The organism is Exiguobacterium sp. s35 (assembly GCF_018617535.1).
Taxonomy (GTDB): Bacteria; Bacillota; Bacilli; order Exiguobacteriales; family Exiguobacteriaceae; genus Exiguobacterium; species Exiguobacterium aestuarii.
On the sequence record NZ_JACSKI010000001.1, the window covers coordinates 464,592 to 481,316 of the forward strand.

17 protein-coding genes are annotated in these 16,725 nt (G+C 47.0%); all 17 read left to right on the plus strand.

All coding sequences use genetic code 11. The annotated features are described in order from the left end of the window. The first annotated feature begins 85 nt into the window (after positions 1-85). The 17 genes from sucC to KNO75_RS02465 all read left to right on the plus strand — a co-directional run bounded on the left by sucC (position 86) and on the right by KNO75_RS02465 (position 16,724). On the plus strand, positions 86-1,246 hold the full coding sequence (gene sucC / locus KNO75_RS02385; protein ID WP_214788853.1) for an ADP-forming succinate--CoA ligase subunit beta: 1,161 nt from the start codon (positions 86-88) through the stop codon (positions 1,244-1,246). Positions 1,247-1,258: 12 nt separating this feature from the next. Beyond that, positions 1,259-2,176: a succinate--CoA ligase subunit alpha gene (gene sucD / locus KNO75_RS02390; protein ID WP_214788850.1), complete on the plus strand. Its 918-nt coding sequence runs from the start codon at positions 1,259-1,261 to the stop codon at positions 2,174-2,176. A gap of 50 nt (positions 2,177-2,226) precedes the next feature. Continuing rightward, positions 2,227-3,021, plus strand: coding sequence for a DNA-processing protein DprA (gene dprA, locus KNO75_RS02395; RefSeq protein WP_214815903.1), 795 nt, complete (start codon positions 2,227-2,229; stop codon positions 3,019-3,021). Positions 3,022-3,086: 65 nt separating this feature from the next. Beyond that, the gene (topA, locus tag KNO75_RS02400) at positions 3,087-5,183 is read left to right on the plus strand and encodes a type I DNA topoisomerase (RefSeq protein ID WP_214788844.1); all 2,097 of its coding nucleotides are present in this window, start codon (positions 3,087-3,089) and stop codon (positions 5,181-5,183) included. Next, positions 5,183-6,493 carry an FADH(2)-oxidizing methylenetetrahydrofolate--tRNA-(uracil(54)-C(5))-methyltransferase TrmFO gene (gene trmFO / locus KNO75_RS02405; RefSeq protein WP_214794107.1) on the plus strand — a complete coding sequence of 437 codons (1,311 nt, stop codon included), beginning with the start codon at positions 5,183-5,185 and terminating at the stop codon, positions 6,491-6,493. Before topA ends, trmFO begins: the two co-directional genes overlap by 1 nt. A gap of 184 nt (positions 6,494-6,677) precedes the next feature. Then, positions 6,678-7,559, plus strand: coding sequence for a tyrosine-type recombinase/integrase (locus KNO75_RS02410; RefSeq protein WP_214819662.1), 882 nt, complete (start codon positions 6,678-6,680; stop codon positions 7,557-7,559). Positions 7,560-7,570: 11 nt separating this feature from the next. Continuing rightward, positions 7,571-8,119 carry an ATP-dependent protease subunit HslV gene (gene hslV, locus KNO75_RS02415; RefSeq protein ID WP_214788835.1) on the plus strand — a complete coding sequence of 183 codons (549 nt, stop codon included), beginning with the start codon at positions 7,571-7,573 and terminating at the stop codon, positions 8,117-8,119. Beyond that, entirely contained in the window at positions 8,116-9,486 is a 1,371-nt protein-coding gene (hslU, locus tag KNO75_RS02420; protein ID WP_214788832.1) for an ATP-dependent protease ATPase subunit HslU, read from the plus strand. The genes hslV and hslU overlap by 4 nt, the downstream gene beginning before the upstream one ends. A 36-nt stretch (positions 9,487-9,522) precedes the next feature. Further along, positions 9,523-10,302 carry a GTP-sensing pleiotropic transcriptional regulator CodY gene (gene codY / locus KNO75_RS02425; RefSeq protein ID WP_214691812.1) on the plus strand — a complete coding sequence of 260 codons (780 nt, stop codon included), beginning with the start codon at positions 9,523-9,525 and terminating at the stop codon, positions 10,300-10,302. Positions 10,303-10,575: 273 nt separating this feature from the next. Continuing rightward, positions 10,576-10,944, plus strand: a complete 369-nt coding sequence (gene flgB, locus KNO75_RS02430; protein ID WP_214794100.1) for a flagellar basal body rod protein FlgB — start codon at positions 10,576-10,578, stop codon at positions 10,942-10,944. Between the two features lie 3 nt (positions 10,945-10,947). Beyond that, positions 10,948-11,376: a flagellar basal body rod protein FlgC gene (flgC, locus tag KNO75_RS02435; protein WP_074034731.1), complete on the plus strand. Its 429-nt coding sequence runs from the start codon at positions 10,948-10,950 to the stop codon at positions 11,374-11,376. Between the two features lie 13 nt (positions 11,377-11,389). Continuing rightward, positions 11,390-11,671 (plus strand): flagellar hook-basal body complex protein FliE, encoded by a 282-nt coding sequence (fliE, locus tag KNO75_RS02440; RefSeq protein WP_214788822.1) that lies wholly within the window; start codon positions 11,390-11,392, stop codon positions 11,669-11,671. Between the two features lie 22 nt (positions 11,672-11,693). Beyond that, a complete protein-coding gene (gene fliF, locus KNO75_RS02445; RefSeq protein ID WP_214794094.1) occupies positions 11,694-13,265 on the plus strand; it encodes a flagellar basal-body MS-ring/collar protein FliF in 1,572 nt (523 codons plus the stop codon). Between the two features lie 5 nt (positions 13,266-13,270). Beyond that, entirely contained in the window at positions 13,271-14,278 is a 1,008-nt protein-coding gene (gene fliG, locus KNO75_RS02450; protein ID WP_031421657.1) for a flagellar motor switch protein FliG, read from the plus strand. Continuing rightward, complete coding sequence (locus KNO75_RS02455) at positions 14,262-14,987, plus strand: FliH/SctL family protein (protein ID WP_214794091.1); 726 nt, start codon at positions 14,262-14,264, stop codon at positions 14,985-14,987. Before fliG ends, KNO75_RS02455 begins: the two co-directional genes overlap by 17 nt. Beyond that, entirely contained in the window at positions 14,974-16,293 is a 1,320-nt protein-coding gene (gene fliI, locus KNO75_RS02460; RefSeq protein WP_214794088.1) for a flagellar protein export ATPase FliI, read from the plus strand. The genes KNO75_RS02455 and fliI overlap by 14 nt, the downstream gene beginning before the upstream one ends. Next, the gene (locus KNO75_RS02465; RefSeq protein ID WP_214788810.1) at positions 16,290-16,724 is read left to right on the plus strand and encodes a flagellar FliJ family protein; all 435 of its coding nucleotides are present in this window, start codon (positions 16,290-16,292) and stop codon (positions 16,722-16,724) included. The genes fliI and KNO75_RS02465 overlap by 4 nt, the downstream gene beginning before the upstream one ends. Position 16,725 lies beyond the last annotated feature (1 nt).

Here is a 16,725-nt window from a genome sequence, read left to right on the forward strand (position 1 = left end):
TTAAAGCAAGAACGATAGACAGCGCTTTCAGTTTTTCGTTACAATAGACGTGCCGATATTAAAGGGGACTAAGGGGGAAAAACATATGAATATCCATGAGTATCAGGCGAAAGAATTGTTAAGAGAGTTTGGGGTAGCCGTTCCGACGGGTTATCCAGCCTTTACTGTTGAAGAAGCTGTAGCAGCTGCTGCCAAGCTTGACGGTGATTTGAAAGTTGTGAAAGCACAAATCCACGCAGGTGGCCGCGGTAAAGCAGGTGGCGTCAAACTTGCGAAGACAGATGAAGAAGTGAAGCAATACGCTTCAGAGATTCTCGGGAAAACGCTCGTGACACACCAAACAGGTCCGGAAGGAAAAGTTGTCCAGCGTCTCTATATCGAAGAAGGTTCTGCGATTGACCAAGAATTTTACTTAGGACTCGTGCTTGACCGTTCGATCGGCCGAATTGTCATCATGGGTTCATCTGAAGGTGGTATGGACATCGAGGAAGTCGCTGAACATACACCTGAGAAGATTCATAAAGAGATTGTCGACCCGGTTGTGGGATTGCGTCCATTCCAAGCGCGTCGTCTCGCATTTAAAATGGAAGTCCCGACGAAACTTGTGAACAAGTTCAGTGACATGGTCATGAAGTTGTACAAAGTTTACGTCGAGACAGATTGCACAATCGCAGAAATCAACCCACTCGTCACGACGAAAGACGGAAACGTCATCGCGCTTGATGCGAAGTTGAACTTCGATAGCAACGCACTCTATCGTCATTCAGACATCCTATCACTTCGCGATACGACGGAAGAAGATCCACGTGAAGTCGAGGCATCTAAACATGACCTCAGCTACATCGCGCTTGACGGAAACATCGGTTGTCTCGTCAACGGTGCTGGCCTTGCGATGGCGACGATGGATATCATCAAACATTACGGCGCTGAACCCGCTAACTTCCTCGATGTAGGCGGCGGTGCGACAAAAGAAAAAGTAACGGAAGCTTTCAAATTGATTTTGTCAGATGACCAAGTCAAAGGAATCTTCGTTAACATTTTCGGTGGAATCATGAAGTGTGACATCATCGCAGAGGGGATTGTCGCAGCGACGAAAGAAATCGGACTCGACTTACCACTCGTCGTTCGCTTAGAAGGAACGAACGTTGATGCCGGGAAGCGCATTCTCGATGAATCTGGACTTGCGATCACGACAGCTAGCTCGATGGCTGACGGTGCGGAAAAAATCGCAGCACTTGTTCGATAAGGGGGAAACGACATGAGTATTTGGGCGAATAAAGATACGAAAGTCATCATTCAAGGGATTACAGGGAAACAAGGTTTGTTCCATGGTGAACAAATGCTTGCGTATAACACGAAATTAGTCGGTGGTGTCACACCAGGTAAGGGTGGCACGACGGTCCTCGACAACGTTCCAGTCTTCAACACGGTATCTGAGGCGGTCGAGGCGACGGGTGCGAACGCATCAATCATCTACGTACCACCAGCTTTCGCTGCTGACTCGATCATGGAAGCAGCGGACAGTGGGATTGAACTCATCATCTGTATTACAGAAGGCATTCCTGTAGTGGACATGATTCAAGTGAAACGCTATCTCGAAGACAAACCGGCTCGTTTGATCGGACCGAACTGTCCTGGAATCATCACGCCAGGAGAAGCAAAACTTGGAATCATGCCTGGCTATATTCATACGAAAGGGCATGTCGGAATCGTGTCACGTTCTGGAACGCTCACGTATGAAGCAGTTCATCAGTTGACGACGGCAGGAATCGGTCAATCGACAGCTGTCGGAATCGGTGGAGACCCAGTCAATGGAACAAACTTCATCGATACGCTTAAAGCGTTCAACGATGATGAGGACACGAAAGCTGTCATCATGATCGGGGAAATCGGTGGAACGGCTGAAGAAGAGGCGGCTGAATGGGTGAAAGCGAACATGACGAAACCGGTCATCGGCTTCATCGGCGGACAGACGGCTCCTGAAGGCAAACGTATGGGACACGCTGGCGCGATCATCTCAGGTGGTAAAGGGACGGCTGCTGAAAAAATCAAGACATTGAACGCGAATGGGATCGAAGTAGCTGAAACACCAGCTGTCATCGGTGAAACGTTGATTCGTGTCTTGAAAAAAGAAGGTCTATACGAAGCGTGTGTCACGGGTCAACCGACGACATAAGAATCATGAGGGATGCTTGCATCCCTCATTTTTTTAAAGGGGAGATTGTGATGAATCAAACAATTGCTCGGTTTGCTGCTGCGCGCATTCCTGTTGAATTCGTGCATCATTATTTGAACGGGACGTTAGACACACATCGCACTCAATTTTCTACACATGTTTGGAAGCGAGCCAGTTTGGCTCTTCGCTCAAGCGAATTGTATACTCATTTTGTCACATGGGAAGATGAGTCTTTCCCAAAGCGATTGCTCGAGATTCCAAACCCGCCATACTGTTTGTTTTACGATGGGGATTTAGAGGTACTACAAGAAAGAACGACCGCAATGGTCGGAAGTCGTGAGTTGAATCGGATCAGTCAATCGTTAGTGCGACACTATCACTCTTTAATAGAAGAAACTATTTCGGTTTCGGGCGGAGCGCTTGGCATTGATGGTCTCGTGCACGAGCATGCTTTAAATAAAAATTGTCCGACCGTGGCGGTGCTCGGAGCTGGACTGAACAATCTCTATCCAGCAGCGAATCGAAATATGCTCTTGCGAATTCCGAAGCAAGGAATTCTCTTGAGTGAATATGCCCCGAACACACCTGTTCAAAAATTTCAATTTTTGGAAAGAAATCGATTGGTGAGTGGTCTAGGTGATACACTCGTCGTCTTACAGGCGAGACGAAAGAGCGGGACGATGAACACGGTCGGACACGCGCTAGAGCAGGGAAAGACGGTCTTCGCGGTACCGGGTTCACCGCTTGATCCTCTAGCGGAAGGACCGAATCGATTGATTGAAGAAGGGGCGATTCCATTGACGAATTCCGATCAAATTATTCGAGATCTCAGGATTGTACGTTGACAAACCGGTGAGAACATGAATATTATGGTAGGGATTTAAATGACCTCTAAAAGGGGAGCAGATGTATGGCAAAATATTTGGTGATCGTTGAGTCACCTGCGAAAGCAAAAACAATTAAACGTTATTTAGGTCCGAATTATATGGTCAAAGCTTCGATGGGACACGTCATCGACTTACCGAAGAGTCAACTCGGTGTAGACGTCGAACATGACTTTGAACCGAAGTATATTACCATCCGTGGTAAAGGACCGGTATTAAAAGAATTGAAGACAGCGGCGAAAAAAGCCACAAAAATCTTTCTCGCGGCCGACCCCGACAGAGAAGGGGAAGCGATTGCCTGGCACTTGGCTCGCGCACTCGGCGTAGACGAAACGACGGAATGTCGCGTCGTCTTTAACGAGATTACAAAAGATGCGATTAAAGAATCATTCAAACATCCACGTAAAATCAATCATGACCTCGTCGACGCGCAACAAGCTCGACGTATTTTAGACCGCCTCGTCGGATACGGGATGAGTCCTCTATTATGGAAGAAAGTCAAAAAAGGATTGTCTGCCGGACGAGTACAATCAGTTGCCGTGAAGATGATTATTGACCGTGAACGTGAAATCAATGCGTTCGACCCAGAAGAATATTGGACAATCAAGCTCGACTTGAATCACGATGGGGAAACGTTTGAGACTTCATTTTACGGAAAAGATGGGAAGAAAATGGAATTGAAGTCTGAAGAAGACGCTCAAGCCGTTCTTGACGCCATCAACGACGAATTTAAAGTCATCGACGTGACGAAGAAAGAACGAAAACGAAACGCTTCGTTGCCGTTCACGACAAGTTCGTTGCAACAGGATGCGGCACGTAAATTGAATTTCCGTGCGAAGAAGACGATGATGCTCGCCCAACAATTGTATGAAGGGATTGACCTCGGTAAGAAAGAGGGGACGGTCGGTCTGATCACGTATATGCGTACAGACTCGACACGAATCTCGGACTTGGCGAAGGGAGAGGCGAAAGAGTACATCGAATCGACATTCGGTGAAGAATACGTCGCCTCACAGAAGCAAAAGGAAAAGAAAGCGGCAAACGCACAGGATGCGCACGAAGCGATTCGTCCGACTTCAGCACTCCGTGACCCTGCTTCTTTAAAACCTTATTTGTCTCGTGACCAGTTGCGCCTTTATAAATTGATTTGGGAGCGTTTGATCGCAAGTCAAATGGCGCCAGCAGTGCTCGACACTGTCAAAATCGACGTCGAATCGAACGGGATGATCTTCCGTGCGAATGGCTCGACCGTCAAATTCCCAGGTTTCATGAAAGTGTATATCGAATCGAAAGACGATGACATCGAAGATACGAATCAAGAGAAAGAGGGCTTGTTACCACCTCTTGAAGTCGAAGATACGGTCAGCTTCGAAGCGATTGAACCGAAACAACACTTCACGCAACCACCGCCACGTTATACAGAAGCACGACTCGTCCGAGCGATGGAAGAGCTCGGTATTGGTCGCCCGTCGACGTATGCGCCGACACTCGATACAATCCAACGCCGTGGTTATGTCGTCTTAGAAGAGAAGAAATTCCTTCCGACAGAGCTCGGTGAACTCGTGATTGAAATGATTGACGAATATTTCAATGACTTCATCACCGTTCAGTTCACGGCAGACATGGAGACGCTCCTTGACTCGATCGAGCATAAAGAAGTCGAGTGGACAGAAGTCGTGGCCCCGATTTATCGTTCATTCGAGAAGCGCTTAAAACGTGCAGAAGAAGAGATTGAGAAAATCGAAGTAAAAGATGAACCTGCAGGAATTGACTGTGAAGTATGTGGTTCGCCGATGGTCATCAAAATGGGACGATACGGTAAGTTCATGGCTTGCTCGAACTTCCCGAACTGTACGAACACGAAGCCAGTTCAAGTTGAGATTGGTGTACCTTGCCCAGACTGTAAGGACGGACAAATCGTGGAACGTCGAAGTAAAAAAGGTCGCCTCTTCTATGGATGCTCGAACTATCCAGAATGTGAGTTCGTCTCATGGGACAAACCAGTTGCGAAACCGTGCCCGGTGTGCGACAGTTTGATGGTCGAGAAGAAAATTAAAGACGGCGTGAAATATCAATGTACGAACTGTACCCATACCGAGGTACATCAGCAAGAGGAGGATTAATGTTGCAACAACGTGTAACTGTAATCGGGGCCGGATTGGCCGGCTCCGAAGCGGCTTGGCAACTCGCCAAGCGTGGCATTCAAGTAGATTTGTATGAAATGAGACCGGTACGTCAAACGCCGGCGCACCACACGGATCAATTCGCGGAGCTTGTTTGTTCGAACTCACTCCGTGCGAACGGTCTTCAAAACGCGGTCGGTGTTTTGAAAGAAGAGATGCGAACGCTTGACTCACTCATCTTGAAGGCGGCAGACACGGCAAGCGTCCCAGCTGGTGGCGCACTCGCTGTCGACCGTCATGAATTCGCTGGGTTCATCACCGAGAAACTGAAGAACCACGAGAACGTCACAGTGCATACTGAAGAACTAAAAGAAATTCCTGAAGGGATTGTCATCGTCGCGACTGGCCCACTGACATCTCCAGATTTGTCGGCATCGCTCAAAGCGTTCACAGGTGAAGATTATCTTTACTTTTACGATGCGGCCGCTCCGATTCTAGACGGAGATACGATCGATCGTGATAAAGTGTATTTGAAGTCGCGTTACGATAAAGGTGAAGCTGCTTACCTGAACTGTCCAATGACGGAAGAAGAGTTTGACGTGTTTTATGAGGAACTGGTCAAAGCAGAAGTCGTTCCACTGAAAGAGTTTGAAAAGGAGATTTACTTCGAAGGATGTATGCCGTTTGAAGTAATGGCCCAGCGTGGGAAGAAGACACTTCTATTCGGACCGATGAAGCCGGTCGGTTTAGAAGATCCGAAGACAGGTAAACGTCCTTATGCGGTCGTACAGTTGCGTCAGGATAACTCGGCAGGAACGCTTTATAATCTTGTCGGTTTCCAGACGCATTTGAAATGGGGCGAGCAGAAACGTATCATCCGTCTCATTCCTGGACTTGAGAATGCAGATATCGTTCGTTATGGTGTCATGCACCGCAACACGTTCATCAATTCGCCGAGCTTGTTGAAACCGACGTATCAAGCACGCACGCGAGACACACTCTTCTTCGCTGGTCAAATGACAGGCGTGGAAGGTTACGTGGAGTCAGCGGCATCTGGATTGTTGGCAGGAATCAACGCAGCGAAGATGATCGCAGGAGAAGAGCTCGTCGTGTTACCACGTGAAACGATGCTCGGTTCGATGGCACACTACATCACGACAGCTGACGGCAAGCATTTCCAGCCGATGAATGCGAACTTCGGATTGGTCCCAACGTTAGAGGACGCTCCGAAGAAAATGAAAAAACAAGAACGGTATGAGCGTTACGCCAACCGAGCTTTAGAAACGATTCAGCAGTTTAAGGACCTTTGAACAAGAGAGCCATTTTTTGGCTCTTTTGTTTTGAAATAAAATTTCAATTGTGTATTTTGTTTCATACTTTGAAAATTTTCAGATTATTGAACGACTATCTATTGTCACCATACATTCTGTATGCTATGCTAATTTCGATTTGACGAGAACATGCGTTTTTACGTGTCATCGAGGAGGCGATAAAATGGGATTCTTAGAGGATCGACAATCATTTTTACGCTACTGCCAAATTGAACGTCGACTGTCTCCTCATACGAAACGCTCCTACGAGCAAACGCTCGACCAGTACGCCGCATATTGCCAATCGACGCATCAAGATCCCTACGATGCACAGACGGCGCGGCGTTATTTATATGTCCTTTATGAGAAACAATTGGCCACATCTACGGTGTCTCAGAAAGTATCTTGCCTTAAACAGTTCGGGAAGTATATGGCAAGAGAGCACGGGGGAGAGCCCTTGTTTCATGACCTGACTTCACCGAAAAAGCGACAATCCTTGCCGACGTTCGCCGTCCCGACCGAGGTCGAACAATTATTAGAAGCGGCATCTGAGCAAGATGATCCTTTTTTACAGGCGAGAGACGTCGCCATCGTCGAAGTGTTGTATGGAACGGGCATCCGCGTCGCTGAGCTTTGTGGGATGAACCTTTCTTCCTTTGACGAAGTCTTAGCTTTCGTTCATGTGATGGGCAAAGGGAAGAAAGAACGGTACGTTCCGATTGGTCAATATGCCGTACAATCATTGAAACAGTACATCGAAATACGTAAAGACGTCGGACTCCCGACAGAAAACGCATTATTTTTGAGTCAAAAAGGGAATCGGATGACAACAGACCAAATTCGGTATGTCATGAAGCGCTTGAGAAAACAGAGTGGGGTACATAAGCCGTTGACCCCGCACTCGTTGCGACATAGTTTTGCAACGGACTTATTGGAGCGGGGAGCTGACTTGCGCGCTGTCCAAGAGTTGCTCGGTCATGAGTCGTTGTCCACGACCGGACGCTATACCCACGTATCGACAGAACGACTACGTTCGATTTATCAAGCGACACATCCAAGAAAGTAGGAGGTTACGATATGTTTCATGCAACAACGATTTTTGCAGTTCGACACAATGGCCAATGCGCGATGAGCGGAGATGGCCAAGTTACGTTCGGGAATGCCGTCATTATGAAAAACAAGGCGAAGAAAGTGAGACGCCTGTACGGTGGTAAAGTCGTTGCCGGTTTTGCAGGTAGCGTAGCCGATGCTTTCACATTGTTTGAGAAGTTTGAATCGAAACTTGAAATGTATAACGGTAACTTACCGCGTGCCGCGGTCGAGCTTGCTAAAGAGTGGCGCGGTGATAAAATGTTGCGACAGCTCGAGGCTCTATTGATTGTCATGGACGCGGAACATTTGTTGCTCGTCTCTGGGAATGGAGAAGTCATTGAGCCAGACGATGGCATCCTTGCAATCGGGTCAGGAGGGAACTATGCACTCGCGGCAGGACGCGCGCTCGTCCGCCATTCTGCTGAGAAGTCAGCAGAAGAGATCGCGAGAGCCGCTCTCGAAATTGCCGGTGAGCTTTGCGTGTATACGAATGATCAAGTCATTGTAGAAACGATCGGAGGCGTTGCTGAATGAATCGAGAGTTGACACCAAGACAAATCGTATCGGAACTAGACAAGTTCGTCATCGGACAAAAGGACGCCAAACGGGCTGTGTCGATTGCCTTACGTAACCGTTATCGTCGCCAGAAATTGAGTGCGGACCTTCGCGACGAAGTCACACCGAAAAACATTTTAATGATTGGTCCAACAGGGGTAGGGAAGACCGAAATCGCCCGCCGTTTAGCTAAGTTAGTCGGAGCACCATTCGTCAAAGTGGAAGCGACAAAGTTTACGGAAGTTGGTTACGTCGGTCGGGACGTGGAGTCAATGGTTCGAGATCTTGTCGAAGCGTCCGTTCGTCTCGTGAAAGAAGAGAAGAAAGAAGACGTCAAGGAGCCTGCAGAACGAGCAGCGACAGAGCGGTTGTTAGACGCCTTGCAAGGGAAAGCGAAAGCTGCACCGAGTGCTTCAAACCCGTTTGAGGCACTGTTCGGTGGACAGACCCAACAACCAGAATCGACAACCGATACGTCAAAAAATGATCGGGCACAACTTCGCCGTCTTCTTGAACTTGGTGAACTTGAAGAACGGGTCATTGAAGTCGAGCTGGAAGAAAAGCAGACGATGGATTTGTTCCAAGGACAAGGGATGGAAGGGTTGTCGAACCTTCAAGATATGCTCGGACAAATCGTTCCGAAGAAACGGAAGCAACGTAAGTTGACTGTCCGTGAAGCAAGACCGCTTCTCGTGGCGGAAGAAGCTGAAAATCTTCTAGATTTGAATGAAGTGCATGACGAAGCGGTTCAGCGCAGTGAACAGATGGGAATCATCTTCGTCGATGAAATCGATAAGATTGCGACGAAGTCACAAGACCATGCTGGTGTCTCTCGTGAAGGTGTGCAGCGCGATATCCTTCCGATTGTCGAAGGGTCTACGGTCGTTACGAAGTACGGACCTGTCAAAACGGATCACGTTCTCTTCATCGCAGCCGGTGCGTTCCATATGGCGAAGCCGTCTGATTTGATTCCGGAGTTGCAAGGTCGCTTCCCGATTCGCGTCGAATTGAATAGTTTGACGGAGGAAGACTTCGTCAAAATCTTAACTGAACCATCTCAGGCGTTGATCAAGCAATACACCGCATTATTAGAGTCGGAAGAAATAACGGTCCGATTCACGCATGAAGCGATTGAAGAAATTGCGAAAATTGCGACGCATGTTAATCGCGAGACCGATGACATCGGCGCACGTCGACTCTATACTATTATGGAGCGTGTGCTTGAAGATCTTTCATTTGAAGCGGCAGACATGCCACAAACAAGCGTGGAAATCACCCCCGCTTACGTACAAGCTAAAGTCGGGTCAATCGCAGATGACCGAGACCTCAGCCAATATATTTTATAAGATTCTGTATGCACATACAGGGAGGAAATAGACATTATGAACTTACTAGACAAAACTCGCCAATTAAACACGATGCTTCAACAAGAAGCGAGTGCGCACGTTGACTTTAAAGAAATGGCGGATAAAATGCGTGAAGTACTTGAATCCAATACGTTTATCGTAAGCCGTCGTGGTCGCCTACTCGGCTTTGCGATCAAACAACAGATTGAGAACGACCGCATGAAAGCATTCTTGGTGGACAGACAGTTCCCAGAACCGTATGCTTCTAACTTGTTTAATGTGAAAGAAACAACAGCGAATATCGATATTGATAGCGAATATACGGCGTTCCCTGTCGAGAACCACGATTTATTCCTAAACTCGAAGACGACGATTGTCCCAATCATCGGTGGTGGTGAGCGTCTAGGTACGCTCGTGCTAGGTCGACTGGCAAACGAATTCACAGAAGATGACCTCGTCCTCGCAGAATATAGTGCGACGGTAGTTGGAATGGAAATTCTTCGTGAGAAGGCGGCAGAAGCAGAAACGTCAGCCCGTAAGAAGGCCGTCGTTCAAATGGCGATCAATTCACTATCGTATTCTGAGCTCGAAGCGATTGAACATATTTTCGAAGAGCTTGGTGGGAACGAAGGGTTGCTAGTTGCTTCCAAAATTGCCGACCGTGTGGGAATCACTCGTTCTGTCATTGTAAATGCACTGCGCAAATTAGAAAGTGCGGGCGTCATTGAATCACGTTCTTTAGGAATGAAAGGAACGTATATCAAGATATTAAATGACAACTTCTTGTTTGAGTTACAAAAACTGAAATCAAACTGAAATACAACTTTCGATGTGCATTTTCCATTGAAAACACTTTAATTTGGGACTTTGTTCCTAAAAAACCGCTTTCCTCTTAAAGGGAGCGGTTTTTTTTAGTACAAAAGTAATCATTTTCAGAATTTGTCGTTAATTCGACAAAAAGATGCGAACCCATTTACCTATGTTTTAAAAAATATCTTTCAGAACTGTTACAGATTTGTTTCAATGAAATAGTGGAATTTCCAAATCAGGTATATATCAGTAGTTACCATATGAAAGTGAGTGAGCACCATGAATTGGATTGGTAGTGACTATCAATTATTGAAACAAGCCATCAATCATTCAGTCCTCAATCAGAAAGTAATTAGTCATAATCTTTCGAATATCGATACCCCAAACTTCAAAGCGAAGCAAGCCGTATTTGAACAGACGCTTCAAAGTGAGATGCGTCTCAAACTCCAAGGCGGACGTCCGAGTGATTCGACGCAGTCTACTGTCGTCGATCGAGCTGGTGGGGCGATGCGAAGTGATGGCAACAACGTCGACTTAGATTATGAGATGAGTGAACTGGCCCGTAATCAACTCCAGTACGAGGCGATGATGGAACAATTAAATCGTAGACTCGGCGGATTAAAATCTGTCATTCGAGGAGGTCGTTAATCGATGGGGATGTTTGATAGTTTTCATATTTCAGCTACAGCGTTAACGTCTCAACGTTTACGAATGGATACCGTTTCAGCAAACATCGCCAATGCCCAGACGACGAGAGGGAAACTTGTCGATGGAGAATGGCAACCGTATACGAGAAAGATGACAGTGTTACAGGAAGCACCTTTCCGTAAGCAGCTAAATGCAGTCAATGGCGGAGTTCAAGTGGCTCAAATCATCGAGGACGATGCTCCTTATAAACTTGCCTACAATCCGAGTCATCCCGATGCGGACGAGCGTGGGTATGTCCAAATGCCAAACGTTGACTTACTAAAAGAAATGGTCGACCTGATGGGCGCGACCCGTTCTTATGAAGCAAACATTGCCGCGATGAATGCATCAAAAGCGATGCTCGTCAAAGCGATGGAGATTGGAAAAGGATAAGGAGTGACGAAGGATGCAAATTAACCCAATTCAATTGATGAGCCCAGAGATCACACCATCAATGAAGAAAACGAACCCATCTCAATTTGGGTCATATTTGAATGAAGCGATGAATGCGTTGAACGAAACACAACAAGCGACAAGTCAAGCCCGAAAAGATTTGGCTGTCGGAAAAGCTGACCTTCATCAAGTCATGATTCAAAGTGAAGAGTCGTCGATTGCGATGCAACTTGCCATCGAGGTGAGGAACAAGGCCGTTGAAGCCTATCAAGAAATGATGCGAATGCAAGTTTAATTGTAGAGGATGACAAGTTGCGATGAATGAACAATTAAAAGAACGATTCAAATCGATGACCGATGCGCTGAAATCGATGCCGGCGAAGCGGAAACTCGTATGGGGAATCTCCATTGCGATCATATTGATCGCAGCACTCGTACTCACATTCTTCCTATCTAGACCGAACATGGCTCCTCTATACACGAACCTATCTGCACAAGAAGCGGGTGAAGTGACAGAGAAGCTGACTGCGGACGGTGTGAAGTCGGAAATTAAAGCTACTTCGAACGGGGTCAGTGTATATGTTCCGAATGAAATGGTCGACCAGTTGAAAGTTAGCCTTGCGGCAGCCGGGATCCCGAAATCTGGGTCAATCGACTACAGTTTCTTTAGTGAAAATGCCGGTTTCGGAACGACGGACCGTGAAATGGCGGTCATCGAACGAAGTGCGATGCAGACGGAACTTGAGCGACTCATCACCCAAATTGAAGGAATCAATCAAGCGAAAGTCATTATTTCGCTTCCTGAGAAGTCCGTCTTCTTAGCGGAAGATCAAGGAGAGCCGACAGCTTCGATTGTGTTAAATATCGGGGCCGGAACCAATTTAGAACCGAACACGGTCAAAGGTCTCTATCATTTGATTAGTAAAAGTGTTCCAAACTTGAAGCCTGAAAACATCTCGATCATGGACCAATACTTCACGTATTATGACCTCGATCAGACAGTCGTAGCAGGAGGATCTTCTTCTGATCCGTTGGCACTGAAGCGTCAAGTTGAAAAAGATGTCCGTCAACAAATTCAACAGATGTTATCTGTCCTTCTCGGAGAGCGGAGCGTCCTCGTCTCTGTCACAGCAGATATCGATACGACCCAGACGGCCGAAGAGCAAAACCTCGTCACGCCAGTCAACGAGGAAAACATGGAAGGCATCGTAACGTCAGCTGAACGAATCGCCGAGGCTTACACGGGTGGTACGGGGACGGCGACAGAAGCGACCGGAACCGGTGAAAATGACACGATCAACTTCCCTGCTGCTACAGGGGATAGCACAGAAGAAAGTGAAAAAAACCATGAAATCATCAACTATGAAGTAAATCGCATCACGAAACAAATTCAAAATGCACCGTATACGATTCGCGACCTTGGGGTGCAATTGATTGTTGAACCACCAGATGGTGCAACGAGCATTGACCCACAGCTCGAAGGGGATCTCGAGACGATGATGTATTCGATCATTCGGACATCATTAGCGAAGACGGATGAAGCGATTACAGATGCGGAGCTTGAACAAAAAGTTGTCGTTGTATCGCGACCATTCGCTGAAGCAGAAGAAGTGGCAACAACGGAGCAACCTACCCCATGGTGGATGTACGCCTCAGCAGCTGGAGCGGTCGTTTTGCTTGCTCTCATCTTCTTCGCCATGCGTAGACGTAAACAAGAAGTGGTCGAAGAAACGAACGAGTGGGAAGTTCCATATGAAGATGAAGTACCTGACCTAGACCTCGAAGAACGAGGCGAAGGGGCTGTGAAGAAGAAACAGTTAGAAAAATTAGCTGAAAGTAATCCAGAAGAGTTTGCTAAACTGCTTCGTACTTGGATGTCTGAGGAGTGAGTAACGTGAACTATGCCAAACAATCGAATCGAGAAAAAGCAGCGATGCTCATGATCTCGTTAGGTCCAGAAGTGGCAGCGAATGTTTATAAACATCTTTCGGAAGAAGAGATGGAGCAGTTGACGCTTCAAATCTCTGCTCTCAAAAAAGTGTCCCCAGAAGAGAAAGAGAGCATTCTTGGTGAGTTCCATGAACTCGCAATGGCTCAAAGCTATATTACCCAGGGTGGAATCGGGTTCGCCAAAACAGTTCTTGAAAAAGCAGTCGGTGAGGATAAAGCGATGGCATTGATTCATCGTTTGACGTCGACGTTACAAGTTCGACCGTTCGAATTCGCACGAAAAGCCGATCCGAAACAGTTACTGAACTTTATTCAGAATGAACATCCACAGACGATTGCACTCATATTGGCACATTTGGAGCCAGTCAAGTCTGGTCAAATCTTATCCGAGCTCCCTCCTGAAATTCAATCGGAAGTTGCGAAACGGATTGCGACGATGGACCGACTCAATCCAGATGTCATTCATGAAGTTGAACAAATCCTTGAAAAGAATCTCTCGCAGACAGATATGCAGGATTATGCTCAATCGGGTGGTATCGAGGCAGTCGTCGAAGTATTGAATGGTGTCGATCGGACGACGGAACGTACAATTCTCGATGCACTTGAAATCGAGGACCCGGAACTCGCAGAAGAAATCAAGAAGCGGATGTTTGTCTTCGAAGATATCGTCACACTCGATTCTCGGGCAATTCAGCGGATCATTCGAGAAGTGGCGAACGACGACTTGTTGCTAGCGCTCAAAGTGTCGTCGGAAGAAGTAAAACAAATTATCTTCAAAAATATGTCTCAACGGATGGTCGAAACGTTCAAAGAAGACATGGAATTTATGGGACCTGTTCGATTGCGTGATGTTGAAGAGGCACAAAGTCGAATCGTTGGAATTATTCGTCGCCTAGAGGATGTTGGTGAAATCGTAATCAGTCGAGGTGGAGGAGATGACATCGTTGTCTAATGTGATCAAACGTCAACGCGCGACATCGCATATTCCTCAACGGATTGAATCGAAACGATTGGAATCATCCATCCCTGATTCAACTGAGAGCATCGACCATCATCAAGTGATCGAGTCGCGTTATGAGAAGTTAAGACAAGACGAAGATGCGTTCCAGCAGTTTCAGTTAACCGAAATGGAGAGACTAGAACACTTAAAGCAAGAAGCGTTTGAACAGGCACGTTCGGAAGGTTATGAAGCAGGTCTCCTTCAAGGAAGACAAGACGGATATGCAGAGTTTGAGGACATTACGACGCGTTTGAACTCTGTTTCCACCGAACTCGAACAACTGTTTCAGGAAAAATGGAAACAGGCGGAAGTTTCACTCATTGACTTAGCGATTGCAGTAAGTGCTCATGTGACGACGGACCTTGTCCGAAAAGACGAGGCGTTGTTTGCGGCGATGATCCAAGAACAGATGGCTCAACTCATCGATGCGGAAGCATTGACGATTTACGTTCATCCGACTCGGCTTGCTTCAATCCAACGATTTGAATCGATGTGGCGCGATGAAGAGACGCCACCATTAAAATATCGTGGAGATAGTTCTTTAGATGAAACGTCTGTGCGGATTGAGTCACCACATCGAGGAAATGAAATCGATCTTTCGTATAGCTTCGAGAGAATCCAAGCCAAAATCGAGGAGGTTTTAGCGGATGGCGCTTATTGAGCAGGTCATCAATACGATCAAACAGTCTACGGATGGCGAGTTTACTCGCAAAATCGGTCGAGTGTGTCGGGTCGTAGGATTGATGATTGAGTCAAATGGACCGAGTGCATTTGTCGGGGAGCGATGTTTCATCATGCTCCCTTCAAATGAGACGGTCGAAGCGGAAGTGGTGGGCTTTAATGAAGAGCGCGTCCTTCTTATGCCATACGGTGAAACAACGCAGATTGCACCTGGTTGTTTAGTGAAAGGTACCGGGAAGATGCTCCAAGTCCCTGTTGGTGAGGAACTGATTGGACAAGTGCTCGACGGTCTGGGGCGTCCGCTTTCGGGAGACCGACTCGTAACTGGTAAGCGGTATGACGTCCAGCGAAAACCGCCTAACCCTTTGAATCGTCCCCGGATTTTAGATGCCTTGTCGACTGGCGTTCGTATGATCGATGGGTTGCTGACTGTTGGGAAAGGGCAACGTGTCGGACTATTTGCTGGTTCTGGGGTAGGGAAATCCACGTTACTCGGGATGATTGCCAAGCGCTCTTCGGCAGATATTAACGTCATCGCCTTAATCGGAGAACGTGGTCGAGAAGTAAAAGAATTCATTGAAAAAGAGCTCGGCCCAGAAGGCATGGCCCGGTCTGTCGTCATTGTAGCGACGAGTGACCAACCTCCCCTCGTCCGATTGAAAGGTGCTTACACCGCAACCGCAATCGCCGAGTACTTTCGAGACCAAGGTAAAGAAGTGGTGCTCATGATGGACTCGGTGACACGATTTGCGATGGCTCAACGTGAAATCGGGCTCGCGACTGGTGAACCACCGACATCGAAAGGGTACACACCTTCTGTCTTTGCGATGCTCCCTCAATTATTAGAACGAAGCGGTACGGCAGCAACCGGATCGATTACAGCGTTCTATACAGTACTCGTTGATGGTGACGATATGAACGAACCGATTGCCGATGCGGTGCGTGGGATATTAGACGGACACTTCGTTATGGACCGAGCGCTTGCAAACCGTGGACAGTTTCCCGCCATCCACGTGTTGAAGTCAATCAGTCGTGTCATGAACCAAATCGCTTCTCCAACACATCGTGAAGCAGCACAAACGTTTCGTAGTTGGCTAGCGACTTATATCGATGCCGAGGATTTGATTAACATCGGCGCATATAAAAAAGGTTCGAACCCAGCGATTGATACGGCAATCGAGAAATATCCATACTTACTGACATTTTTAAAGCAATCGATTGATGAAGATGCTGCATTCCAACAAACGATGGCTCATTTGTCAGACATCGCGCGAGGTGAATCATGAACAGACTCATTCTAGAACGAATCATGCCAATTGCTGAACATGAGAAAGAAGATGCCGCTACTGAAGTAAGAGGGTTGAAAGCAAAACTCGAAACGGAGATGGAAGCGTTGTATGATCTTCTCCTCATGTATGAATCGTTGATTAAACATCAAGATGAACAGCAAGGACGTATTGATTTACTCATGTCTCAGTATCGAGAAAAGACGCGTGAGCAAGTAAAACGTCAAATCGAAACACAACAGCTCGTCGTTCAACAAGCGCGCAATCGTTATCACGCATCACAAGAACGCTTGCTCGGAAAAGTAGTGGAAGAAAAGAAATATGTGACACTTCATGAAAAGGTCAGTTTAGAAGAGATGACAGCGGCAAAACTCACAGAGCAATTAATGATGGACGAACTCGCTGTGATTCATCATGGGAAAGGGAAGTAGC